The following is a 24588-nucleotide window of genomic DNA, read 5'->3' as shown; positions in this document are numbered from 1 at the left end:
GCCTTTCGGCGGACGCCTGTCCGCCTGCGCTGCCCCTGCCTGAGTGGGGCTTCGCGGTCGACGCTTGTCGGCCAGTCGCTATCCTGACCCCTACGAGGACAAGCCGGTGGTCAAGAAAGCCTCTTCATTTGCCGCCTTGGGCGGTCTTGTCTATTCCACAGACGGCGGTCGTCACTGTCCGGACTGCAGTCAGCCGGTGGCTGCTTGTGTCTGCGCTCAGTTGCGCCTTCCCGAAGGCGACGGCATCGCCCGCGTGCGACGCGAAACCAAAGGCCGCGGCGGCAAGACGGTGACCACTGTCAGCGGTGTGCCGCTGGCCGAAGCCGAGCTGAAGGAGCTGGCCAGTGCGCTGAAGAAACGTTGCGGCACGGGTGGTGCGCTGAAGGGCGGGGTGATCGAGATTCAGGGTGACCACGTCGACCTGCTGCTGGCAGAGCTGAGCAAGCGCGGTTTTACCGCGAAGAAGTCCGGCGGCTGAAGTCTTTTCCTAAACTTCGATGAGTCTCGGAGGTCGATGCTCCGAGCATTCGTCATCTATTGCCTTCATATTCCGGTGCGTTCGCTGATCGCGCCGCCTCCATACCTTGGGAGACACAGATGTCCGCACGACGCACCCGCAAAGACGACGGTAGCCAATGGACCGTAGCCGACAGCCGTAGTGTCTACGGCATCCGCCACTGGGGCGCCGGCTATTTCTCGATCAACGATGCCGGGCGTGTGGAAGTGCGTCCTAACGGGCCGGACAGCCCGCCCATCGATCTGTATCAGCAGGTCGACGAGCTGCGCCAGAGCGGTCTGTCGCTGCCGCTGCTGGTGCGCTTCCCGGACATCTTGCAGGATCGCGTGCGTCGCCTGACCGGCGCTTTCGACGCCAGCATCGAGCGCCTGGGCTATCAGAACCGTTACACCGCGCTGTATCCGATCAAGGTCAACCAGCAGGAAGCGGTGATCGAGAACATCATCGCTACCCAGGGCGTGTCCATTGGTCTTGAGGCCGGCTCCAAGCCCGAACTGCTGGCCGTGCTGGCGCTGGCGCCGAAGGGCGGCACCATCGTCTGCAATGGCTACAAGGATCGCGAGTTCATCCGCCTGGCGCTGATGGGGCAGAAGCTCGGCCACAATGTATTCATCGTCATCGAGAAGGAATCGGAGGTCGGTCTGGTGATCGAGGAGGCTGCCGATCTCAAGGTGGCCCCGCAGATCGGTCTGCGTGTGCGCCTGTCCTCGCTGGCATCCTCCAAGTGGGCCGATACCGGCGGCGAGAAGTCCAAGTTCGGTTTGTCCGCCGCGCAGGTACTGGCGGTGGTCGAGCGCTTCCGTCAGGCCGGGCTGGATCAGGGCATCCGCTTGTTGCATTTCCATATGGGCTCGCAGATCGCCAACATTGCCGATTACCGTAAGGGTTTTCGTGAGGCCATCCGTTACTACGGCGAGCTGCGCGCCATGGGCCTGCCGGTGGACCATGTGGATGTCGGTGGTGGCCTGGGCGTGGATTACGACGGTACTCATTCGCGCAACGCCAGTTCAATCAACTACGACATGCAGGATTATGCCGACGCTGTGGTCGACATGCTCAAGGAGTTCTGCGACCGTCAGGAAATACCCCATCCGCACATTTTCTCCGAGAGCGGGCGGGCTATGACTGCGCATCACGCCGTGCTGCTGGTGCAGGTCACTGATGTTGAGCGGCACAACGACAAGGTGCCGGTGATCGATCCGCAGGAAGAACAACCTGAGGTACTACAGGCGCTGATCGAGCTGCTCGACGACAGTGATCCGGAAATGGTCGCCGAGACCTACTGGCGCGCTACCCACTACATCGAGGAGGTGGCGGCGCAGTACTCGGCGGGCAAGTTGAGCCTGGCGCAGAAGGCTTTGGCGGAGCAGTGCTATTTCGCCATCTGCCGTCGTCTGCACAATCAGCTCAAGGCGCGCCAGCGCTCGCACCGGGCGGTGCTTGACGAGCTCAACGACAAACTGGCCGACAAGTACATCTGCAACTTCTCGGTGTTCCAGAGCTTGCCGGATACCTGGGCGATTGGCCAGATTTTGCCAATTCTGCCGCTGTCACGCTTGGATGAGGAGCCGCTGCGCCGCGCCGTGCTGCAGGACCTGACCTGCGACTCAGACGGCAAGATTCGCCAGTACGTCGACGAGCAGTCGATTGAGACCAGTCTGCCGGTACATGAGCTGCGTGAAGGTGAGGATTATGTACTGGGTATCTTCCTGGTAGGCGCCTATCAGGAAATTCTCGGTGATATGCATAACCTGTTCGGCGATACCGACTCGGTGAATATCTACCAGGCGGCCGATGGCAGTGTGGTGCATGCCGGCATCGAGACCCACGACACCATTGAGGACATGCTGCGCTACGTGCATTTGTCGCCAGAGGAGCTGATGACACACTACCGCGACAAGGTGGCTAGTGCCCGAATCAGTGCCCGTGAACGTACTCAGTTCCTCGATGCACTGCGTCTGGGGCTGACCCGTTCGTCCTATCTGGCGTCCTAAGGTGTGAGGTGGCGAGCTGGCGCGGTTTCAGTCCGCCAGTTCGCTACGGTTGCGCCCGTTCCGCTTGGCCCGGTACAACGCCTGATCCGCGCGTTTCAAGGCCTGCTCGGGAGTCTCGCCGGGAGCGAGTAGGGCGCAGCCCAGGCTGAGGGTCTGCGGGATTGGTTCGTTCTCCAGCTGGATTGGCTGGCTGGCGATGCTCTGGCGGATGCGTTCGGCGATATGCAGTAATTCGCGGGCATCCATGACCCGGGTTAGGATGACGAATTCTTCACCACCAGCCCGTGTCACCACATCCTGGGAGCGAACCGCCGTGCTCATGCGTCGTGCGCACTCCCAGAGTAACTGGTCGCCACCTGCGTGACCGTAGCGGTCGTTAACCTGTTTGAAGTGGTCAAGGTCGATGTAGATCAGCCCTAGCTGTCGGCCTTCACGTTTGGCCGTGGCCTGCTCAAGCGGTAGGAAGTGGCGTAGACCTGCACGATTCCAAACCTGGGTCAGTGCATCGAGCAGGCACTTGCGTTGCGCTTGGCTGAGCGCCTCGCGTAGATGAGCGACCTGGGCCGACTGCTCGAGCAGATGCAGGTATCTTTCGACCAAGTAGGCCATGTCCTGCAAGCGTTTCAGCTCCTGGCTTGTCAGCCGGCGTGGGGTCGGGTCGAGCAGGCACAGGGTGCCCAGCGCCAGCCCGGCCTCGTCGCGCAGTGGTACGCCGGCATAGAAGCGCACATGTGGTGGCTCTAGAACCAGTGGGCTGTCGCAAAAACGGGGATCGACGAGGCTGTCTTCGACTACCAGAGTGTCATTGCAAGCCACCGCGTGAGCGCAAAAGGAAATATCGCGCGGTGTTTCGGCCACGTCCAGCCCCTGGCGGCTCTTGAACCACTGACGGTCTCGGTCGATCAGGCTGATCAGCACGATCTTTACGGCGAATAGCTCGCGGGCTAGGCGGGTCAGGCTGTCGAGGTAGGGGGCAGCGGGGGTGTCGAGCAGTTCCAGGCGATCCAGGGCCTGCTGACGTTGTGGCTCATCGCTGGGGGGCTCGGCGCTTATCATTAGCGACATCTCTCGATACGAATGGAGGAAACCACAGCTCATGGCGGCTCAGGTGCCAGGCGTAGCTACCCAGCACGAGGCTGCGCAGTGCCATAAAGGCAAGGAACGCCAGCCAGAGTCCGTGGTTGCCCAGTTCCTGCAACAGCCAACCCAGCGGCAGGGCCAGGAACAGGGCGATCAACATTGCGTCGCGCATTTCCCGGGCTCGGGTGGCTCCGATGAACAGACCGTCGAGCAGGTAGCTCCAGACTGTCAGCAAGGGTAGCACGGCCAGGTAGGGCAGAAAGCGCAGGGCCAGCTCGCGCACCTCAGCGATATCGGTAAGCAGACTGACGAAGAGATGGCCGCCAAGGCTGAAGAACAGGGCAAAGCCGATGCTGGCAAGCAGCGACCAGGTTCCGGCTACCAGTAGCGAACGGCGCAGTGCTGTCCGATCTCGTGCGCCCAATGCATGTCCGGTCAGGGCTTCTACGGCATGCGCAAGACCATCGAGGGCATAGGCGGCCAGCGTCAGGCCGTTGAGCAGCAAGGCGTTGGCGGCAACCGTGGCGTCGCCGAGGCGTGTGCCTTGGGTGGTAACAAGGAAAAACACCAATTGCAGTGCCAGGGATCTGATAAAGATGTCGCGATTTACCGCCAGTAGTGGTCGCCAGTTGCGCCAGCGCCTGAGCGCGGCCTGATTGAGGCGTCCCGGGTGCTGGCGCAGGGCAATGTACGCCAGCCACAGCCCGAGCAGCGCTCCACTCCATTCGGCAATCACCGCAGCCCAGGCAACCCCGGTTGCGCCCCACTCCAGAACGAAGACGAACAGCAGATCCAGAGCGATGTTGATCAGGTTGACGCTCAGCAGCATGGCCAGCGGTCCGCGAGCGTTCTGTGTGCCCAGCAGCCAGCCGATCAGAGCATAGCCGGCCAGAGTGGCCGGCAAGCCGTACAGACGGATCAGAAAAAACTCGCGGGCCAGTTCGCCAAGTTCGGCGGACGGCTGCATCAGTTGCAGCGCCGTATTGCTCAGCGGCAGCGCCAGCAGGCCCAGTAATATGGCCAGCAGTACACCCAGACTCAGTCCCTGCAGTAGTACCTGACGCAAGGCGCCGCCGTCATTGCGGCCCACGGCCTGAGCGGCGAAGCCGGTACTGCCCATGCGCAGAAAGCCCATGCTCCAGGTGAGCAGGGTATAGAGGGTTCCTCCCACGGCAACTGCTGCCAGTTGATGAGCATGCGGCAGGTGGCCGACCACGGCGGTGTCCACTAGCCCCACCAGCGGAATCGAAAGGTTGGAAAGGATCATCGGGGCAGCCAGGGCCCAGACTCTGTGCTGAGTTGGGGCGTGGCGCCAGGCGTCGAGTAGGGCGGACATTGGCAGACTCTGGGAAAAGCGCCGATTATAGGGGCTGCGGCAGGTCGGCGGGCGAGCGAGTGACACTTCGTTACTTCTGTGATCTGGGCTCTCGTGGCAGGGCGGCCTCCGCTATAGTATCGGCGTTTCTGCGCCCCCCTTTTTCTGGAGCCTGCCATGCCGAACAAAGGAATGCTTCTGGCCCTGGCGCTGACGCTGCTCAGTGCCTGTGATTCCTCTCAGCCCCCCGCTACCGTGAGCAGTGCCCAGCCGGCCTCTCAGCAGTTGCAGCAGGTCGCGCCTGTCGTTGATCGCGCTGCGCTTGCCGAGCGTTATGCCGGCCGCGAGCTAGAGGTGGTAGACGTCTCGGAAATCCAGCTCGATGGCGCCAGTGCGCTTTCCGTGACCTTTTCCATTCCGCTGGACCCGGATCAGCGTTTCGCCGAGCGCCTGCATCTGGTCGACAGCAAGACTGGCAAGGTCGATGGCGCCTGGGAGCTGACTGACAGCCTCAGTGAGTTGCGCCTGCGGCATCTGGAGCCACGGCGCAAGCTGGTACTCACCGTTGATGCCGGTCTGAAGTCGATTAACGGCAGTCAACTGGCTGCCGAGCACATCAGCCGCTTCGAGACCCGGGATCTGCAGGCCAGCGTCGGCTTCGCCAGTCGAGGCTCGTTGCTGCCGACCCGGTTGGCCGAGGGGCTGCCGGTAATCGCGTTGAATGTGGACAAGGTCAACGTCGAGTTCTTCCGCATCAAGCCGCAGGCGCTGCCGAGTTTTTTGTCGCGCTGGAATCGCTCCGGCAGCCTTGATACCTGGGAGGCACGCGAGCTGATGCCAATGGCCGAGCTGGTCTATGGTGGCCGTTTTGATCTGAACCCTGCCCGCAACACCCGCGAGACACTGCAATTGCCTATCGCCGGGTTGCCACCGTTCAAGCAGCCTGGCGTCTATCTGGCGGTGATGCGCGAAGCAGGCAGTTACAGCTATTCGCAGCCGGCGACGCTGTTCTCCCTGAGTGACATCGGTCTGTCGGCGCATCGCTACCGTGATCGTATCGATGTATTCACCCAGGCACTGGAGGGAGGCAAGGCTCAGGCCGGGGTTCAGTTGGAACTGTTCGACGGTGATGGTGCACTGCTGGCCGAAGGAAAGACCGGGGCCGATGGTCATGCGCAACTGCCGCTGCCGGAAAAGGCCCAGCTGCTGCTGGCACGCAAGGATGAGCAGACCAGCCTGCTGCGGCTCAATGCGCCGGGGCTGGACCTGGCCGAGTTCGACATCACCGGGCCGCAGGCCCATGCCCTGCAATTCTTTGTATTTGGTCCGCGCGATCTGTACCGCCCGGGAGAGACCGTGCTACTCAACGGTCTGCTGCGTGACGCCGATGGCCGTCCGGTCAAGGCACAGCCGGTAAGTGTTGAGGTGCGCCGACCGGACGAGCAGATCAGTCGCAAGTTCGTCTGGAATGCTGAGGAGGATGGGCTGTACCAGTACCGCCTGCAGCTGCTGGAGGAGGCGCCCACCGGTCGCTGGCAACTGCTGCTGGATCTTGGTGACGGCAACCCGCAGGTGCATGAATTCCTGGTCGAGGACTTTCTGCCCGAGCGCCTGGCGCTAGAACTCAAGGGGCGCGAGCAGCCCTATGCCCCGACCGACAATCCGCAGTTCGCCGTCAGTGGGCGTTATCTGTACGGTGCGCCGGCGTCTGGCAACCGACTCTCCGGACAGCTTTATGTACGCCCGTTGCGCGAAGCTGTTCCGGCCCTGCCCGGCTATCAGTTTGGAGATATCACCGAGGCTGATCTGACTCAGGATCAGGAGCTCGACGAGCAAATCCTGAATGCAGAGGGGCGCGCGCTGTTGCGTCCGGAAAACCGCTGGAGTGAGGCCCGCTCGCCGCTGCGGCTGATTCTACAGGCCAGCCTGCAGGAGTCTGGTGGCCGTCCGATCACCCGGAGGATTGTCCAGCCGGTCTGGCCGGCCGAGCGACTGCCGGGTGTGCGAGGGCTGTTCGATGGTGACGAGGTGGATGCCGACAGTCTGGCCGAGTTCGAGATTCTGGTGGCTGATGCCTCCGGCAATAAACTGGCCGCCGATGATCTCAAGGTACGTCTGGTGCGCGAGCGCCGCGACTACTTCTGGGCGTTCTCCGAAAGCGACGGCTGGCAGCACAACTACAACGAGAGGTTCCTCATTCTCAGCGAGGAGCCGCTGAAGATCGCTGCTGGTGGTAGCGCCAAGGTCAGCTTCCCGGTGGAGTGGGGGCCGTATCGGGTCGAGGTGCTGGACAACAGCACCGGCCTTATCAGCAGCCTGCGCTTCTGGGCCGGCTACCGCTGGCAGGACAATGCCGATGGCGGCGCTGTGCGGCCGGATCAGGTGAAGCTGGCGCTGGATAAGCCCGCCTATACGACTGGCGATGTGGCGCGAATCACTGTCACTCCGCCGGCGGCAGGTAGTGGCTACCTGTTGCTGGAGTCCAGCGAGGAGCCGCTGTGGTGGCAGGCCATCAGTGTGCCGGCCGAGGGCAAGACCTTTGAGCTACCCATCGATGCCGCCTGGGCCCGTCATGACCTCTATCTCAGTGCCCAGGTGATACGCCCGGGCGAGCGTCAGGCGCAGGTCACGCCCAAGCGTGCCGTTGGCCTGCTGCACCTGCCGCTGGATCGCTCGTCGCGCAAGCTGGCAGTGACTCTCGATGCACCGGAGAAGATGCGTCCGCGACAGCCGATGAAAGTGCGGGTCAGCGCCCGCAATGCCGATGGCAGCATTCCTGCGCAGGCGCGCGTACTGGTTGCAGCTGTGGATGTGGGCATTCTCAATATCACCAGCTACGCCACGCCGGATCCCTTTGTCGGCTTTTTCGGTCGCAAGGGCTATGGGGTGGATCAACTGGATGTTTACGGGCAACTGATCGAGGCACAGGGGCGCGTAGCCAGCCTGGCCTTCGGTGGCGATGCCGGCCTGTCTCCCGGTGGCCAGCGTCCGGACACCAGCGTGCTGATCGTTGCCCAGCAGAGCGAGCCGGTGAAGCTCGATGAGCAGGGGCAGGGCGAGGTGACGCTGGACATCCCGGACTTCAACGGTGAGTTACGTCTGATGGCGCAGGCCTGGAGCGACGAGCATTTCGGTATGGCCGAGGCCAGCACCGTAGTGGCCGCACCGCTGATTGCCGAATTGTCTACTCCGCGCTTTCTCGCAGGCGGTGACGAAACCAGCCTGGCACTGGATCTGACCAACCTCTCCGGTAGTGCGCAGACGCTCGATGTGCGCCTGGGGGTGGAGGGGCAGTTGCGCCTGCTCGGCAAGGGGGATGCGCCGATCAGCCTCAAGGATGGCGAGCGCACCACCCTGCGCATTCCGGTTCGCGCAGAGGGCGGCCTGGGGCGAGGTCGTATCCACGTTGAAGTGCAGGGGCTGGTACTGCCGGGTGAAGAACCTGGTGACTTCAGTCGTGAATGGACATTGGGCGTACGTCCGGCCTATCCGGCCCAGGTGCAGCATTTCCGTGCGGCATTGGGTGAGGGCGAGTCTTGGCGCTTGCCTGCCGGCGTGCTCAGCCGCTTCGAGCCGGGCGGTCTGGAGGCGGTACTGGCGCTGTCGAGCCGGCCGCCGCTGAATCTCGGCGAGCAGATCCGTGCACTGAAGGCCTACCCTTACGGTTGCGCCGAGCAGACGGCCAGTGGCTTGTTCCCTTCGCTCTATGCCGATGCTGCGAGCCTGCAGCGCCTGGGCCTGGAAGGCGAAGCCGATGAGCAGCGCCGGCGCAGCATCGAGCTGGGCATAGATCGCCTGCTGGGGATGCAGCGCTACAACGGCTCGTTCGGTCTCTGGAGTGGCGAAAGCGAAGAAGAACACTGGCTGACCGTCTATGTCACAGACTTCCTCCTGCGGGCTCGTGAGCAGGGGTTCGGCGTGCCACCGGAGGCTCTGAAAAAGGCTAATGAGCGCTTGCTGCGCTACCTGCAGCAAGGCAGCCTGGTGGATACCTACAGCGACGACATCGGTCATACCCGCTTCGCTGTGCAGGCCTACGCCGGCTATGTGATGGCACGCAGCCAGCAGGCGCCGCTGGGCGCATTGCGCAGTATCTTCGAGCGCCGCAGTGAGGCCCGCTCCGGTCTGCCGCTGGTGCAACTGGCAGCCGCGCTGAAACTGATGGGCGATGGAGCGCGTGCCGAGCAGGCGCTGCAGCAGGGGCTGACTTTGCCGCGCATCGGCGAGCGCTGGATGGCCGACTACGGTAGCCCGTTACGCGATCAGGCGCTGATTCTCGCCATTCTGGAGGAACACGATCTGGCTGCCGGGCAACGTGAGCAGCGCCTGTTCGAGCTGGCCGATGAACTGGCCGGGCAGCGCTGGCTGTCGACCCAGGAGCGTAACGCTCTGTTCCTCGCTGGCCGTGGTCTGCTCGGCAAGCCGGAGCAGCCCTGGGCCGCGCAACTGGCCAGTGGCGCCTTCCAGTTCGAGCTGAGCCAGCAGCAGCCGGGTATCAAACTGGAGCGCGCCGAGCTGGCCGAACCACTCACAGTGAGCAACGCCGCTAGTGCCGTGCTGTATCAGCAGTTGAGTGTTTCCGGTTATCCGCTGCAAGCCCCGCAGGCTGGCGGACAGAATCTCGGCATTGAGCGCGAGTACCTGAGCATGGACGGCCTGCCGCTGGATCTGACGCAGCTCGAAAGTGGCGATCTGGTGCTGGTGCATCTGGCCGTTCGGGCCGAGCAGCGGGTGCCGGATGCGCTGGTGGTGGATCTGCTGCCGGCCGGCCTGGAGCTGGAGAACCAGAATCTGGCGCAAAGCTCGGCGAGCCTTGCCGATGCTGGCAGCAACGTCCGCGAGTGGCTTCAGTCGATGCAGAATGGGCGAATCAAACATCAGGAGTTCCGTGGCGACCGGTATGTGGCAGCGGTGGATGTGGGCGGTGATGGCACTACCCATTTGCTTTACCTGGCCCGTGCGGTGACCCCGGGACACTACCGCGTGCCGCCACCGCAGGTCGAATCCATGTACCGGCCGAACTGGCAGGCACTGGGGCGTGCGCCTGAGCAGATGGTAGTTCTGGGTCGGTAACAGCGGCGCTCTCGCTGATGGGAGCAGAGCAAGTCGATGGCAGGAGAGGGCCGGTTGAGAGGTTCTGCATGAAGCGGCTGGCCCGCCGTGTTGGGCTTATCCTCGTTGCCGTATTGGCTCTGCTCTGGCTGGCTGATCGACTATTCCCGCTGCCTCTGCCGGAGGACGATCTGGCCCGGGTGGTGCTGGCCGAGGATGGCACGCCGCTGTGGCGCTTCGCTGATCGCAACGGCGTCTGGCGCTACCCTGTGACGCCGGATGCGGTATCGCCCTATTACCTTCAGGCACTGCTGACCTACGAGGATCGCTGGTTCCGCCAGCACCCCGGAGTCAATCCGCTGGCGTTGGTGCGGGCTGCCTGGCAGAACCTCAGCGGCGGGCGCGTGGTGTCCGGCGGCAGTACGCTGTCGATGCAGGTGGCGCGGCTGCTTGATCCACATGACCGTGATCTGTCTGGAAAGCTGAAGCAACTTTGGCGTACCGCTCAGCTGGAGTGGCATCTTTCCAAGGAGGAGATCCTCGCTCTATATCTAAGCCGCGCGCCGTTCGGCGGTACGCTGGAAGGCGTTGCCGCCGCCAGCTGGAGTTACCTGGGCAAGCCGCCGGATCAACTGACCCGCGCCGAGGCGGCGTTGCTGGCAGTGTTGCCGCAGGCACCCAGCCGGCTGCGTCCGGATCGTCACCCCGAACGTGCTCAGGCCGCCCGCGACAAGGTGCTGCGGCGGCTGGCCGAATTCGACGTGTGGCCTCAGGCGCAGATCGATGAGGCGCTGGAGGAGCCGGTATTCCTCGCGCCGCGCCGTGAGCCGAGTCTGGCGCCGCTGCTGGCTCGGCGGCTGAACCGTCCCGGCAGCCCGGCGCTGATTCGTACCACCCTGGATGCCGGCTTGCAGCAGCGGCTGGAGGACCTGCTGCTGGGCTGGCGGGCGCGTCTGCCTGAGCGAACCTCGGCGGCGATTCTGGTGGTCGAGCACCCGAACATGGCAGTACGGGCCTATCTGGGCTCTGTCGACATGGCCGATACGGCCCGCTTCGGCCATGTCGACATGATTCGTGCACTGCGCTCGCCCGGTTCCACGCTCAAGCCTTTTCTCTACGGCATGGCGCTGGATGCCGGGCTGATCCATTCCGAGTCACTGCTGCAAGATGTGCCTCGTCACTACGGTGACTACCGTCCGGGCAACTTTGCTGCCGGTTTCGCCGGGCCGGTGTCGGCCAGCGAAGCGCTGGCTACCTCGCTCAACCTGCCGGCGGTACAACTGCTCGAGTCCTACGGGCCGAAGCGCTTTGCCGGCGAATTGCGCAGCGTCGGACTGCCAATCCGCCTGCCATCAATGGCCGAGCCCAGCCTGGCGCTGATTCTTGGCGGTGGCGGTACCCGGCTGGAATCTCTGATTACCGGCTATAGCGCCTTCGCGCGTGGTGGTCTGGCGGCCCGTCCACGGTTGCAGCCGGAAGATGCCTTGCAGGAACGGCGCCTGCTGTCGCCCGGCGCAGCCTGGATCATCCGGCGCATTCTCAGCGGTCAGGCAAGACCGGATCGTGATCCGCGCGCACAGTTGGTGCAGCGTCCGCTGCTGGCCTGGAAAACTGGCACCAGTTACGGATTCCGCGATGCCTGGGCCATTGGCGTCGGTCCCCGGCATCTGATCGGCATCTGGATCGGCCGCCCCGACGGCACTCCGGTGCCAGGGCAGTTTGGTCTGGCTTCGGCAGCGCCGCTGCTGCTGCAGGTACACGACCTATTGGTGGCGCGCGATGGCCAGCGTGGCGTTGCCGTGCCAGCGGATCCGCAGCCTGCGGAAGTCGGTGTGGCTGCTATCTGCTGGCCGCTGGGGCAGCCGATGGCGCGCACTGATCCCAACTGCCGTCGACAGCGTTTCGCCTGGACACTGGAGGGCACCACGCCGCCTACTTTGCTGGCGCCGGATCAGCCACTGGGTAGCGGTCTGCGTGAGCGTTACTGGGTCAATGCTGCCGGCCTGCGGGTGGCTCCTGGCTGCCCAGGTGCCGATGCCCGCGAGCTGGTGCTCTGGCCGGCGCCGCTGGAGCCCTGGCTGCCGCGGCGTGAGCGACGCAGTGCCCGGCTGCCGGCCGCCGCCGGCGACTGTCCGCCGCTGACGCCGGCTCAGGTCGCGCCGTTGTCGATCATCGGCGTGCGTCCGGGCGATAGTCTGCGGCGTTCGCCGGACAGCACCGGGCCCCTGCGTCTGAGCCTTTCGACTCTGGGCGGCAGTGGCCGGCGCTGGTGGTTTCTCAATGGCCGGCCACTGGGCGAGAGCGCGGCTGATGCCAGTCTGGTGCAGGTGTTCAACAGTGGCCGGCAACAGCTTAGCGTGCTAGACGAAGCCGGACAGACCGCTCGCGTCGAATTCAGCGTCACGCCCTGAAGTTCTGCAGATTGGTTCTATGATCGGCCCAGATGTTCCGTTTGTCGGAGAGGCTGGTTTTACGCTGCAAAGAGGTAAAGCAGGACGTCGTTCTGTCGATAGCTCTTTCAAGGAGAGAGAATTGCATTTTGTGTACAGTTTGGTATCCAATTGCTGATCCAGTATCCCCGGCCGCAGCAGGAGACGCCGTATGCAGCTCTGGCGACGCAGTATTCAGTGGCAGTTGATTCTGAGCATGGGCGCGGCCCTGCTCGCCAGTATCCTCATCGTGGTCGGAATCTATTCGGCGGTGGTTGACCGGCTCACCGAGCGCTATCTGGTCGAAGAAGCCCTGCCGGCCCGGGTGCAGGCCATTCGCAATGATCTGGAGCGGGTGCTCAGTGCACCGATCACGGCCAACGCCGCGATTGCCAGCAACACCCTGGTACAGGACTGGCTGGCAGGCGGGGAGGACGAGGCTCAACGGCCGGTATTTGCGCGCTATCTGGAAGGCGTACGGGCACAGCAGAACGCCATGACGACCTCCATCGTTGCCCTGGCCAGCGGCAACTACACCACTGGAGAGGGGTTGATGCGCACCATCGACCGTAGTCAGGCGGAAAATCAGTGGTTCTACCGACTGGTCGACAGCGACCGTGACCAGGTGGTGGAAATAGATATCGACAAAACCACTCGCCTGCCAACCCTGTTCATCAATGAGCGCATCAAGCGCGACGGCAAGACCCTGGGAGTGGCCGGGCTGGGTTACAACCTGGCCGACATGTCGCAGATGATCAGCGCGTTCCGCTTCGGCGAGCGTGGCCAGGTGTTTCTCGTTGATGCCGAGGGCGACATCAAGGTGCATCCTCGTTCCGAACTCAGTGGCAGGGCCAGGCTTGTCGAACTGTTCGGTGATGAAGCCGGTCGCAAGGTGCTGGCTGGCGGCAGCGGCGCGGTGCGTTTCGAGCGGCAGGGTGAAGCCTTTCTGGCGGTGGCGCAGAAGCTCGCCAGTATCGACTGGTGGCTGGTCAGCGAGGTGCCGGAGAATGAGATCTATGGCGAAGCGCGCCAGGCTCTGCTGACCACTAGCCTGATCGGTATTGCCGTGGCCTTACTATTTCTGGGGCTGGTGGTGGTGCTGGCGCGTGGGCTGGTTCGGCCGATACGTCAGGTGACCCAGGCGCTGGTGGAAATCGGTGGTGGCGGCGGCGACCTGACCCGCCGCCTGAACGATGCACGGGCTGACGAACTGGGCGATCTGGCCCGCGGCTTCAATCGTTTTCTCGGTAGTCAGCGCGAGCTGATCGGCGAAGTACTGGCCATCAGCGAGCGTCTGCGCCTGGCCGTGGAACAGGTGGCTCAGGTGGTGGATAACACCGCCGGGCGTGCCGGCCAGCAGCAGGAAATGACCGATATGGTAGCCACGGCCGTACATGAGATGGGCCTGACCGTGCAGGAAATCGCGCGTAACGCCAGTAACGCAGCCCAGTCGTCGCATGTCGCCCGTGACGAGGCGCAGCAAGCACGTCAGGTGGTCGGCCAGTCCGTCGCTCATATCGAACGGATGTCGGCAGATATTGGCAGTGCGGCTGGAGCGGTGAGCAAGCTGGCCGAGGAGGTGGCCTCCATCGATCAGGTGCTGGCAGTGATTCGCGGCATTTCCGAACAGACCAACCTGCTGGCACTCAACGCTGCGATCGAGGCGGCCCGGGCTGGTGAGATGGGCCGTGGCTTCGCGGTGGTGGCTGACGAAGTGCGTACACTGGCCAGTCGCACCCAGGCCTCGACCGACGAGATCCAGCAGATGATTCAGCGCCTCAAGCAAGGCGCGGAAACCGCGGTCAGCTCGATGCACGCCGGCCAGTCGGCCACCGCCACTGGTGTTGAGTCTGCACAGCGCACCGGGCAGTCGCTGGGAGCGATTACCGGACAGATCGAACGCATCAGTGACATGAACACCCAGGTGGCGGCCGCCACCGAGGAGCAAAGCTCGGTAACCGAAGAAATCAACCGCAATGTCCAGGGGATCGCCGATCTGGCCCATGCTACCGCCGATGAGGTGCGCTCCTGTCGCGAGGACTGCCGTACCCTGAGTCGCCTGGCCGAAGATCTGGCCAGACAGATGGGTAAGTTCAGGCTCTGAATGTTTGTCTCCGGGCGCCGTCTGCTCGCCGGCTCGCCCGTTCGCGCGAAATCGTGCAGTTTGCCCTGAACCACTGATCGCCAGGGTTGTCCGACACCTGGCCCGCCACCGGACTGTACGGTCAGTGCGCGGCACCTCCATTGCCGAAGCGAGCGTTTTCTATGTTGTCCGCTATCAAGGGGTGGCCGGGAAGGCTGTCTGTCACCAGCCCATGGAAATGGGCGCTCCTGTTGTTCTCCTTGCTGAGTGTCCATCAGATACTGCACCAGCTGCACCTGGACGACCGGCTGTATTTCTGGATTAGCAGCCAGTGGCATGAGGGTGACATGGCACCGCGAAGCCTGTTGCACTCCAAGTTCCGGGTCACGATCGATGCTCGGGAAGTCCATGGGGTTAACGACAACCTTTCCGGCTTGAGCTACGACCATGAGCGTGGGCATATTTGGGCGGTGGTCAACAATCCTGAGCAACTGCTGCTACTGGATCGAGACGGACGCTTGCTGGAGCGCTATCCGCTGAACGGATTCAGCGATGTGGAGGGGGTGGCCTACCTGGGAGACGGTCAGTTGCTGGTGAGCGAAGAGCGCAGTCAGGCACTGGTACGCATTCAATTGCCTGACAGGCCTCGTACGTTGTATCGCGACGACTACCGGGCTCTGACCCTGAGCATTGATTTGGGCGGTAACCAAGGCTTCGAGGGGTTTGATTATGACCGCCGGAGCGACCGGCTGTTCGTGGTCAAGGAGCACTCACCGCGCAAGCTCTACGAGATCCGTGGCCTTAAGCGCAGCATGGAAGGGGATTTCGATCTCGAGATCATTGATCGTCAGGACTGGGTCGAAGAAATGCCGGTCACCGACTTGTCCTCGGTACATTTCGACGCATGTACAGGTCACCTGATGGTGCTCAGTGACCAGTCGAAGATGTTGGTCGAGCTGGATCATCAGGGGAAGCTGATTGGCTATCAGACACTGCTGAGCGGTTTCGCCGGTCTGCAGGACAGCGTCCCGCAGGGCGAAGGGATGACCTTTGATGAGTATGGCAATCTGTTTTTAGTCAGCGAACCGAATCTGTTCTATCGGTTCGAGAAAGCTGATTCAGGCGCGTCTGATCATCCAGATACCGGCAACTATCAGTGCCAGTCCGGCAATCTTGCTGAAGTTAACGGGTGACTCACGAAAACCGGCCCAGCCGAAGTGGTCGAGGGCCACGGCCATGGCCAGTTGTCCGGCGATCACCAGTGCCATGAACAGCAGCGCTCCGACTCTTGGACCGGCAAAGGCCGCGGTAGCGATGAAGAATGCGCCGAGCAGGCCGCCGCTCCAGTGCCACCAGGTCAGTTCGCGGAGCGCGCTGAAGGCGGGTATTTCTCTCTGACTCAGGGTTATCAGCAGCAGTGCCAGGGTGCCGACGGCAAAGGAGATCAGGGCTGCCGAAAATACACTGGAAAGCTGACGGGCAAGCTGTCCGTTGATGCCCGCCTGCAGAGGCATCAATGCGCCGGCAAGGAAGGGGAGGGCCAGCAGCCAGCTGCTGATGTGGTTCATCAAGTACTCCTAAGGGAATTTAAGGGGGAGGAGCTTACGCCAGTTGCCGGGTGTGCTGCATCAGAGCCTGATGATGACTCTGTGACCTGTGGCGTCGACGCCACTGGCAGCCGGCCTCACTCAGTGAGGTGGATACTGGGAAAGTATCTGGTTTACCGTCTCGCGAATTGCCCGTTCGCGCTCTGCCGGGCTGGGTGGCAGCTTGCGCATTATCTGGGCGCCGCTGCCGCGCCAGACCAGCTTGCCGTCGCGAGCGTCGTAGAGGTCGATCTGCAGGGTAGTCACCTTGTAGTCCACCCGGCGTGTTTCGCTGAAGGCCGGGCCAGCCAAGTAGCCCCCCAGTAGCCGGACCAGGCGCCGCCGTAATGGGTGGTGACTTGATCCAGGCGCTCATCAACTATCAGTACGCTCTGGGCAAGCAGGTCGGCTTGTTGAGCTGGAACCAGGCGCAGACCGCGCTGTTCAAGCTGATTGGCTATCGCTTGGCTGATGCGGGCCTCGGTTAGGTCGCTCTGGAGTCGCGGGTCGGCGGGCTGGTAGACGAGTCGCGGCGTCCGCCAGCTCCAGCTGTGATAGGTCGCAAAGTCGCGGTTCGGATCGTAGTCGCGATCCAGGTCGAGGGTGCTGCACCCTCCCAGCAATAGCATCAGCAGCAAGCAGGTCAGGGGGCGCATAAGAGTCTCCGATTTCACTGAGGAGGACTGAGGAGGGTTGTTGATCAGTATGGTGGATAGCCGTTCAGTGCCGCGCGAAGGGCCGCCCTCAGGGAGCTGGCCTGAGCTGCCTGATCCTGGCCGGTGAAGGCTTCGCCCTGTCCGCTCCAGACTATCTGGCGGTCGTGCGCATCAACTAGGTCTATCCGGGCTACAGTCACCTTGCGTTCAACGCTGCGGGTTATTGGTAGTGTGCCCCAGGCTGCGTAGTGAGGATTCCAGTGAGGGTGACTGCCGTAGTAGCCGCCCCAATTGTCCTGGTAGTGGTACAGGCGGGTCTGCTGCTCGACGTGGGCGCGAACCAGTAACTCGCCGCTGCCGCTGATTGCCGGCCGCAGGCCGTACTGATCGAGGGTGGCGCTGATGCTTTGTGCCAGTTGTCCGGCATCTGCCGCAGGGCTGGTGCTCGACGGCTGCCCGTCAGCCCAGCTCCAACTGCGGTAGTGGCCGTAATCGCGTGGCGGGGCAGGATAGGCACTGCGGTCGAAGGTGCTGGCGGCCCCGGGCGGGGCTGTCGGGATCGGCAGAGACTCGGCCCGGTAAGGATTGGCGCTCTGGCATGCCGTCAGCAACAGGCTGAGCCAGGTGATGACACTTCGCATGATGGCCTCCGTGGAGTCTGTACAGAGACTTTGCTGCAGATTGTGCCTGGCTCCCGCATGCATCCATATCCGGTAGTCAGCGTGGTCTGCAGATCCAGTGCAGGTAGCGGCCGAGCCCGGCAAAGGCAGGATGACGGCGATAAGCCAGCTCCATTTCCAGCACTTCGGCTGGTGCGGCTCTGGTCTGGAATTCCTGCGGCATGTAGTCGTGGAACACGCGCACGCCACTGCGGCTTTCGACCTGCCAGGCTGGCTGGAGTTGCATCTCCAGTTCACGCGGATCCAGCGGCTGCTGAGGCGTCAGGCTCTGCCCCTCGCCGGCGAAACGTTCCTTGCGCAGCTTGCGGAAGTGCCCCTTGAGCAGATTGCGGTAGATCAGCGCGTCGCGGTTGTAGAAGGCCAGCGACAGCCAGCCGCCTGGTGTGGTCAGCTGGTGCAGCACGGGGAGAATGGCGGCAGGTTCGGCCAGCCATTCCAGTACGGCATGGCATAGCAGCACATCGAAGGGCTGGTCGAAATGGTCGGGCAGTTCCTGCCAGGGTGCCTGGATGAAGGTGGCGCTGCAGCCGGCCTCGGCAAACCGCTGGCGCGCACCGTCGAGCATTGGCGCAGCAGGTTCGGCCAAGGTCACGGCGTGACCGCGTTCAGCCAGCCACAGGCTCATATGGCCGAGCCCGGCGCCTACATCCAGCACGCGCAAGGGGCGCTGTGGCAGTGCTTCGGCCAGATCAGCCTGCAGCACGGCCAGGCGGATGGCGCCTTTGGCGCCGCCGTAGATCTTCTCGGCGAAGCGTGCGGCCAGCTCATCGAAGTGACGGTCGCTCATCGGACGAAGCGCCTCTCGCTGTCGGCCAGTTTGTCGCGTACTACCTTATCCATGTCCAGACCAAGCTCACTGCACAGCAGCAACAGATAGAGCACAACGTCGCCGATCTCTTGGCCGGCATGGGCAAGCTGTTCGTCGCCCAGGCGACGCGATTCGTTCTCGCTCAGCCACTGGAAGATTTCCATCAGCTCAGCCATTTCGACGCTGGCGGCCATGACCAGATTCTTCGGACTGTGAAAACGCTGCCACTGGTTGTGGTCGCGAATGGCGTGCAGACGGGCGGTTAGTTCGTGCAGGTTCATCGAGGGCTCCTTTCGAGCCGCATAGCTTCGGGGCGAATGTCGCGTGCTGCAAGCGCCGGCGCAACCAGAATGGTGGCTGATGATTTGCGTGAGATGGCACACGGCCATAAGATGACGCGGTTCAAAAATCACAATAACAGCGATGAACATGCGTGATCTGACCAGGGACATGGCGTTGACGCGTCCGGTGATTGATGCCTTGCAGGCCTGTGGGGTGGATCCGGCCGCGCTGTTGGCGCGCATTTCCCTCTCAGAAGACGGCCGCTTGGACGGTGAACACCAGGCGGTGTTCTGGCAGGCTGCCGGAGAACTCTGTGGCGAGGAGCATGTCGGCCTGTTCCTCAGCCGGCATTTGCCAAGCATCCAGCTGCAGTGGCTGCAGGCCCTGTTCTTCTCCGGCCCAACATTTGGCGCCGGCCTGCGCCATGCCCTGCGCTATATGCGGCTGTTATGCGAGTCGGCCGAAGCGCAGCTGGAATGCGATACGGCCCGGGCGCGATTACGCATCACGTTGCCAGCGAACATGCCACGGCACTGGTCGGAAATGTTGGTCGGCGTGCTGGTTCGTCTGTTTGCAAGTCTGAGCGACGGTTCCTTTAGTCTGCACGAAGTGCATTTTGCCCATGCCGAGGGGGCTTCGGACGAATACTACCAGGCGGCTTACGGTTGTCCGGTATACCTCGGGGCTGAGGCTTGTGTGCTGATGTTTGATGCGTCAGTGCTGGCGCGTCCGTTACGGCATGTCGCAACGCCGGAGCTGCGCATGCATGAAAAGCTGTTGCGGCGCCGGTTGATGGAGGCCGAGCGGCAGCAACTGGTGCGCCAGGTGCGCGAGCTGATCGCTGAGCTGCTGGCCGATGGCGGCGTGACCCTGGAGCAGGTGGCGACCCGTCTTGATATGCCGGTACGGCGATTGCGCGAGCGCCTGGCCATGACTGGTGTGCGTTTCAACGATCTGGCCAGTGACTACCGTTGTCGTTTGGCCAAGGAACTGCTACTCAACACCGATGAGCGCATCGAGGTGATTGTCGAGCGTACCGGTTTTTCCGAACCAAGCACCTTCTATCGGGCCTTCAAACGCTGGGTCGGCCAGACGCCGGTTGAGTTCCGCAAGAACGGCCGCAAACTCGCCGACGTCGGTGATTTCCGCTGAGTGCAGCCCCCTGCCTGTGCCCTTTCCCATGTTGGTGCCGTGGTGATCTGTCACGCGGCAAATAACCACAGCATGGCTTTCCGACGGAAGGCGTAAGCTTTTTCCCGAGAACTGACCTGGGTCAATACGCAATTTCCGGGGCGTTCTCCGGCGAGCGATGGGCGCCCGCGTCTCATGCCATAAGAACAATCGTGGCGGTTGCGACTCCAACGCTTGGAGCCCATGTCCGGCAAGCAGGCCGGGCCGGGATAACCTGTATGAGGATGTGCCATGTTCGGCCTTGAGGCGCTTGATCTCGCTCGCGTTCAGTTCGCCTTCACCATTTCCTTTCATATCGTCTTTCCGGCCATCACCATCGGCCTGGCCAGCTACCTGGCCGTGCTCGAAGGCCTTTGGCTGAGAACCGGAAAGCCCCTGTATCGCGACCTCTATCACTTTTGGGTGAAAATATTCGCGGTCAACTTCGGCATGGGCGTGGTCTCCGGACTGGTCATGGCCTACCAGTTCGGTACCAACTGGAGTGCCTTCTCCGACTTTGCCGGGGCCATTACCGGGCCGCTGCTGACCTATGAAGTGCTCACCGCTTTCTTTCTGGAGGCAGGTTTTCTCGGGGTGATGCTGTTTGGCTGGAATCGCGTCGGCCCGGGGCTGCACTTCTTTTCAACGGTGATGGTGGCCATCGGCACGCTGATCTCCACCTTCTGGATCCTGGCTTCCAACAGTTGGATGCACACTCCGCAGGGCTTCGAGATCGTTGACGGTCGGGTGATCCCGGTGGACTGGCTTGCGGTCGTGTTCAACCCCTCGTTTCCCTATCGCCTGGCGCACATGGTCACCGCCGCTTTCCTCGCCACCGCCTTCTTTGTCGGTTCGTCTGCTGCCTGGCACCTGTTGCGCGGACGGAACAACCCGGCGATTCGCAAAATGTTGTCGATGGCGGTGTGGATGGCGTTGCTGGTGGCGCCGGTGCAAGCCTTTATCGGCGACCTTCACGGGCTCAATACCCTTAAGTACCAGCCAGCCAAGATCGCGGCCATCGAGGGACACTGGGAGAACGTCGGTGACGAGCCTACTCCGCTGATTCTGTTTGGCTGGCCGGACATGGAGCGTGAGGAGACCCGCTTCAAGATCGAGATTCCTGCGCTGGGCAGCCTGATCCTGACCCACAGCCTGGACCAGCAGGTGCCGGCACTGAAGGAGTTTGCAGCGGAAGACCGGGCCAACTCCACCATAGTGTTCTGGAGTTTCCGCCTGATGGTCGGTATAGGCCTGCTGATGATCCTGCTTGGTGTTTGGGGAGCCTGGTTGCGACGCGGTGAGCGCTTGTACAACTGCCGGCCGTTCCTGCATCTGGCGCTATGGATGGGGCCGAGCGGGGTGATCGCCATTCTGGCCGGTTGGTACACCACAGAAATAGGCCGTCAGCCCTGGATCGTCCAGGGGTTGATGCGCACTGCCGACGCCTCCTCCGGGCACAGCGCCGAGCAGTTGGGTTTCACCCTGGCGCTGTTCGTAATTGTCTACTTCGCGCTGTTTGGCGCCGGCATCAGTTACATGCTGCGCCTGGTACGCAAAGGCCCGCAGCTCGACGAAGGCCGCGAGGTGGTGCCGGGTGGGCCGGGCCAGCCGCGTACTCCGGCGCGGCCGCTGTCGGCTCCCGGCGAGGGCCTTGAAGATGGCGAAACCGATTCGTTGCCTGGGAGGAACTGAGCATGGGTATCGACCTGCCGCTGATCTGGGCGGTCATCATTGCCTTCGGCGTGATGATGTACGTGGTAATGGATGGTTTCGACCTGGGTATCGGCATCCTTTTTCCCTTCGTCCGTGACGAGGGTGAGCGCGATGTGATGATGAACACCGTAGCTCCGGTCTGGGACGGCAACGAGACCTGGCTGGTGCTGGGTGGCGCCGGCCTGTTTGGCGCCTTTCCGCTGGCCTACTCGGTGGTGCTGCATGCGCTGTATCTGCCGCTGATTCTGATGCTGCTGGGGCTGATCTTCCGCGGCGTGGCCTTTGAGTTTCGCTTCAAGGCCAAGGCGCAGCGCAAACACCTATGGGATAAGGCTTTTATCGGTGGCTCACTGGCTGCGACCTTCTTTCAGGGGGTGGCACTGGGTGCCTATATCGAGGGTTTCGCGGTAGAAGGACGGCGCTTTGTCGGCGGTTCCTTAGACTGGCTGACGCCCTTCCCGGTGTTCTGTGGCCTGGCGCTGATCGCCGCCTATGCGCTGTTGGGGTGTACCTGGCTGATTATGAAGACTGATGGCCGTCTGCAGCGGCAGATGCACGATCTGGCCCGGCCGCTGGTGTTCGTTCTGCTGGCGGCCACCGGCATCGTCAGTCTGTGGACGCCGCTGGCGCATCCGGCCATTGCCGAGCGCTGGTTCAGTCTGCCCAACCTGTTCTGGTTCATGCCGGTGCCTCTGCTGGTGTTGCTGTGCACCTGGGCGTTGCTGCGTGCGGTGGCCGACAACCGTAACTATTCGCCGTTCCTGCTTACTCTGGCGCTGATATTCCTCGGCTACAGCGGGCTGGGTATCAGCCTGTGGCCGAACGTAATTCCGCCGTCGATCAGCATCTGGGAGGCCGCAGCACCGCCGCAGAGCCAGGGCTTCATGCTGGTGGGCGCGCTGCTGATCATCCCGTTCATCCTGATGTATACCGCCTGGAGCTACTACGTGTTCCGCGGCAAGGTAACCCAGCATGACGGTTATCACTGAGGCCCGCCGAATGATCCGCAATGAAGCGAGCTGCAAGTCTTTGTGGCAGCGCCTGGGATGGCTGGTGCTGATCTGGTCGGCCAGTGTCCTGAGCCTGGGCATGCTGGCCTGGCTGTTGCGTCAGTTTATGAACGCAGCCGGGCTGGGGACTCCCTAGCTCGGCCGGCCGCTAGCGAATTGCCCTGAGCACCACGAACTTGGGTGTGGCCGCCACCTGCTCTACCTGGCGGAACAAGCGGCCCAGCTTGACGTGATAGCCCAAGTGGCGGTTGCCGACGATCCACAGCTCGCCACCGCGCACCAGTGCCGCTCGGGCCTGCTGGAACATGCGCCAGGCCAGGAAGTCGCCGACCACCTGCTGTTGATGGAAGGGCGGGTTGCACAGCACCAGATCCAGCGACTCGGCCGGCTGTCCGGCCAGTCCGTCGTCGGCACGGATCTGTACTGCACGCGGGCCCAGTGCTGCCTGCCAGTTCTCGCGCGCCGACTGCACGGCCATGTATGACTCGTCGATCAGGGTCAACTGCGCCTGTGGGCTGGCCAGCGCATAGGCGATGCCAAGTACTCCGTTGCCGCAGCCAAGGTCGGCGACGCGGATCGGCCCCGTATGTCGTGGCAGGTGCGGAAGGAAGGCGCGGGTGCCGATGTCCAGTCCTTCCCGGCAAAATACGTTGGCGTGGTTGACCAGATTAAGTGGCGGCTGGTCGAGACGGTAGTGGGTCGGGTAGGGCGACTGCGGAGCAGGCCTGTTCTGTGGTGTGGCAAATAGCAGACGGGCCTTCTTAACCGCCAGCGAGGCCTGCACTGAACCCACGTAGCGCTCCAGCAGATCGCCTGCGGCGCGCGGCAAATGCTTGATCATCGCACCAGCCACTACCCGTGCGCCGGGCGCCAAATGGCCGTGCAGGCGAATCAGTTGATCCTCCAGTAGAGCCAGAGTTTTCGGTACACGGATCAGCACCAGATCGAACGGGCCAGCGGCGTCTTGTCCGGCCGGAATGAAGTTCACGGCATCTTCGGCCAGCCCGTTGCGCGCCAGATTCTTGCGCAGGGCAAGATGGCCCAGATGTGAGTCGCCGCTGCTGGTTACCCGATAATGGGCAGCCAGTGAACAGGCAAGTGCGCCGAAGCCATCATTGAGTACCAGCACCCGGCTACCGGCGGCCAACGGACGTTCGTGCAGATCCTTGAGCAGGTACTCGTCTGCGGCATCGAAGGCTTGCAGTGGTTCGTCCCGCTGCTCGGGTTGGCGAATCAGGTCGAGTACGGCGAAGGGCGTGGTGAGAATAGGCATGGAAACCGTCGGTGTTTGTCGTGCGCGGTTTGCGCGAGACTGTCAGTCAATTCAGTGAAGGAGGAATTATGACCGCCAGCGAAGACAAGTTCACTCGCCAGACGCTGACAGAGGTTCGTGTGTGGTCGCTCAGCCTGTTCAGCCTGCGTTGCACGCGAGATGCCGGTTTCCGCTTCCGTGCCGGGCAGTTTGTCCGTCTAGGCGTGCGCAAGACCAGTGGGGACATCGTCTGGCGGGCCTACTCGCTGGTATCGGCGCCGCATGATGAATTCCTCGAGTTCTTCTCCATTGTCGTGCCTGGCGGCGAGTTCACCAGTGAGTTGAGTCGCCTGCAGGTTGGCGACGAGCTGCTGGTGGAAAAGATGGCCACCGGCTTCCTGACCCTGGATCGCTTCGTCGATGGTCGCGATCTCTGGTTGCTTGGTAGTGGTACGGGGGTGGCGCCGTTTCTGTCGATTTTGCAGGACTTCGAGGTCTGGCAGCGTTTCGAGCGCATCGTGCTGGTTTACAGCGCCCGCAGTCTTGCCGAGCTGGCCTATCAGCCGCTTATACACGGCCTGGGCGGGCAGGAACATCTGGCCGAGTTCACCCACAAGCTTACCTACCTGCCGCTGGTCACCCGCGAGCAGGCGCCTGGATGTCTTGGCGCGCGGATCACCACGCTACTCGATAATGGCGAGCTGGAGCGGGCCGCCGGGTTGGAACTGAGCCCTGAACATTCGCGGGTAATGATCTGCGGTAACCCACAGATGATCACCGATATTCGCCAGCGGTTGAAGGCGCGCGGACTGAATCTCAGTCTGACGCGTCGACCCGGACAGGTGGCGGTGGAGAACTATTGGTAAGAACTGGTAACAATCTATGCCCTTTAAGTGCCGGTTCGGCTCCAGTAGATTGCAGGGCCTGTTTCCCATTTTCTGGTCTTCATGGACAGCGACAG

18 protein-coding genes and 2 pseudogenes are annotated in these 24588 nt (G+C 62.7%); 12 read left to right on the top strand and 8 right to left on the bottom strand.

Annotation, left to right across the window (positions count from 1 at the left end):
• Positions 1-106: 106 nt before the first annotated feature.
• Together NCCP436_RS12045 and speA are read left to right on the top strand one after the other, a co-directional pair.
• Positions 107-478 carry a translation initiation factor Sui1 gene (locus NCCP436_RS12045; RefSeq protein WP_220804281.1) on the top strand — a complete coding sequence of 124 codons (372 nt, stop codon included), beginning with the start codon at positions 107-109 and terminating at the stop codon, positions 476-478.
• A 119-nt stretch (positions 479-597) separates the two neighbouring features.
• Positions 598-2511: an arginine decarboxylase gene (gene speA / locus NCCP436_RS12040; RefSeq protein ID WP_220804241.1), complete on the top strand. Its 1914-nt coding sequence runs from the start codon at positions 598-600 to the stop codon at positions 2509-2511.
• Positions 2512-2538: 27 nt separating this feature from the next.
• Here the strand turns inward: speA and NCCP436_RS12035 are convergent, their stop codons facing one another.
• Complete coding sequence (locus NCCP436_RS12035; protein ID WP_220804280.1) at positions 2539-3567, bottom strand: sensor domain-containing diguanylate cyclase; 1029 nt, start codon at positions 3565-3567, stop codon at positions 2539-2541.
• Positions 3539-4927, bottom strand: coding sequence for an MATE family efflux transporter (locus tag NCCP436_RS12030; protein WP_220804240.1), 1389 nt, complete (start codon positions 4925-4927; stop codon positions 3539-3541). The genes NCCP436_RS12035 and NCCP436_RS12030 overlap by 29 nt, the downstream gene beginning before the upstream one ends.
• Positions 4928-5083: 156 nt before the next feature.
• Between NCCP436_RS12030 and NCCP436_RS12025 the strand changes: the two genes are divergently transcribed.
• The 5 genes and pseudogenes from NCCP436_RS12025 (at position 5084) to NCCP436_RS12010 (ending at position 15663) form a co-directional block, all read left to right on the top strand.
• Positions 5084-9979 (top strand): alpha-2-macroglobulin, encoded by a 4896-nt coding sequence (locus NCCP436_RS12025; RefSeq protein WP_220804239.1) that lies wholly within the window; start codon positions 5084-5086, stop codon positions 9977-9979.
• 68 nt (positions 9980-10047) lie between these two features.
• Entirely contained in the window at positions 10048-12369 is a 2322-nt protein-coding gene (pbpC, locus tag NCCP436_RS12020) for a peptidoglycan glycosyltransferase PbpC (protein ID WP_220804238.1), read from the top strand.
• Between the two features lie 190 nt (positions 12370-12559).
• Positions 12560-13627, top strand: a pseudogene (locus tag NCCP436_RS17865) (cache domain-containing protein); the annotation flags it as partial.
• Positions 13628-13753: 126 nt separating this feature from the next.
• Positions 13754-14491 carry a methyl-accepting chemotaxis protein gene (locus NCCP436_RS17860; RefSeq protein ID WP_375709492.1) on the top strand — a complete coding sequence of 246 codons (738 nt, stop codon included), beginning with the start codon at positions 13754-13756 and terminating at the stop codon, positions 14489-14491.
• Between the two features lie 161 nt (positions 14492-14652).
• Positions 14653-15663, top strand: a complete 1011-nt coding sequence (locus tag NCCP436_RS12010) for an SdiA-regulated domain-containing protein (protein WP_220804279.1) — start codon at positions 14653-14655, stop codon at positions 15661-15663.
• On the opposite strand, the gene NCCP436_RS12005 is transcribed toward NCCP436_RS12010, so the two are convergent.
• The 5 genes and pseudogenes from NCCP436_RS12005 to NCCP436_RS11985 all read right to left on the bottom strand — a co-directional run bounded on the left by NCCP436_RS12005 (position 15589) and on the right by NCCP436_RS11985 (position 18481).
• Complete coding sequence (locus NCCP436_RS12005) at positions 15589-16038, bottom strand: DMT family transporter (RefSeq protein WP_220804236.1); 450 nt, start codon at positions 16036-16038, stop codon at positions 15589-15591. The two genes, NCCP436_RS12010 and NCCP436_RS12005, sit on opposite strands and share 75 nt — an antisense overlap.
• A gap of 120 nt (positions 16039-16158) precedes the next feature.
• Positions 16159-16712, bottom strand: a pseudogene (locus NCCP436_RS12000) (DUF4136 domain-containing protein).
• A 44-nt stretch (positions 16713-16756) separates the two neighbouring features.
• Positions 16757-17353 carry a DUF4136 domain-containing protein gene (locus NCCP436_RS11995; protein WP_220804235.1) on the bottom strand — a complete coding sequence of 199 codons (597 nt, stop codon included), beginning with the start codon at positions 17351-17353 and terminating at the stop codon, positions 16757-16759.
• A gap of 76 nt (positions 17354-17429) precedes the next feature.
• Positions 17430-18179, bottom strand: a complete 750-nt coding sequence (locus tag NCCP436_RS11990) for a methyltransferase domain-containing protein (protein WP_220804234.1) — start codon at positions 18177-18179, stop codon at positions 17430-17432.
• Positions 18176-18481 carry a MazG-like family protein gene (locus tag NCCP436_RS11985; protein ID WP_220804233.1) on the bottom strand — a complete coding sequence of 102 codons (306 nt, stop codon included), beginning with the start codon at positions 18479-18481 and terminating at the stop codon, positions 18176-18178. Before NCCP436_RS11985 ends, NCCP436_RS11990 begins: the two co-directional genes overlap by 4 nt.
• 148 nt (positions 18482-18629) lie before the next feature.
• On the opposite strand from NCCP436_RS11985, the gene NCCP436_RS11980 reads away from it, so the two are divergent.
• The 4 genes from NCCP436_RS11980 to NCCP436_RS11965 all read left to right on the top strand — a co-directional run bounded on the left by NCCP436_RS11980 (position 18630) and on the right by NCCP436_RS11965 (position 22511).
• The gene (locus NCCP436_RS11980; protein ID WP_220804232.1) at positions 18630-19634 is read left to right on the top strand and encodes an AraC family transcriptional regulator; all 1005 of its coding nucleotides are present in this window, start codon (positions 18630-18632) and stop codon (positions 19632-19634) included.
• A 270-nt stretch (positions 19635-19904) separates the two neighbouring features.
• Positions 19905-21344 (top strand): cytochrome ubiquinol oxidase subunit I, encoded by a 1440-nt coding sequence (locus NCCP436_RS11975; protein ID WP_220804231.1) that lies wholly within the window; start codon positions 19905-19907, stop codon positions 21342-21344.
• Between the two features lie 2 nt (positions 21345-21346).
• Complete coding sequence (gene cydB, locus NCCP436_RS11970; protein ID WP_220804230.1) at positions 21347-22354, top strand: cytochrome d ubiquinol oxidase subunit II; 1008 nt, start codon at positions 21347-21349, stop codon at positions 22352-22354.
• A gap of 10 nt (positions 22355-22364) precedes the next feature.
• Positions 22365-22511: a DUF2474 domain-containing protein gene (locus NCCP436_RS11965; protein WP_220804278.1), complete on the top strand. Its 147-nt coding sequence runs from the start codon at positions 22365-22367 to the stop codon at positions 22509-22511.
• A 12-nt stretch (positions 22512-22523) separates the two neighbouring features.
• On the opposite strand, the gene NCCP436_RS11960 is transcribed toward NCCP436_RS11965, so the two are convergent.
• Complete coding sequence (locus NCCP436_RS11960) at positions 22524-23648, bottom strand: class I SAM-dependent methyltransferase (protein ID WP_220804229.1); 1125 nt, start codon at positions 23646-23648, stop codon at positions 22524-22526.
• Between the two features lie 68 nt (positions 23649-23716).
• Between NCCP436_RS11960 and NCCP436_RS11955 the strand changes: the two genes are divergently transcribed.
• Entirely contained in the window at positions 23717-24493 is a 777-nt protein-coding gene (locus NCCP436_RS11955; RefSeq protein WP_220804228.1) for a ferredoxin--NADP reductase, read from the top strand.
• The last annotated feature ends 95 nt before the right edge of the window (positions 24494-24588 follow it).

This window comes from Pseudomonas sp. NCCP-436 (assembly GCF_019656335.1).
Classification (GTDB): domain Bacteria; phylum Pseudomonadota; class Gammaproteobacteria; order Pseudomonadales; family Pseudomonadaceae; genus Aquipseudomonas.
Note: the sequence above shows the minus strand (reverse complement) of the source record. Positions and strands in the feature narration are given on the sequence as shown.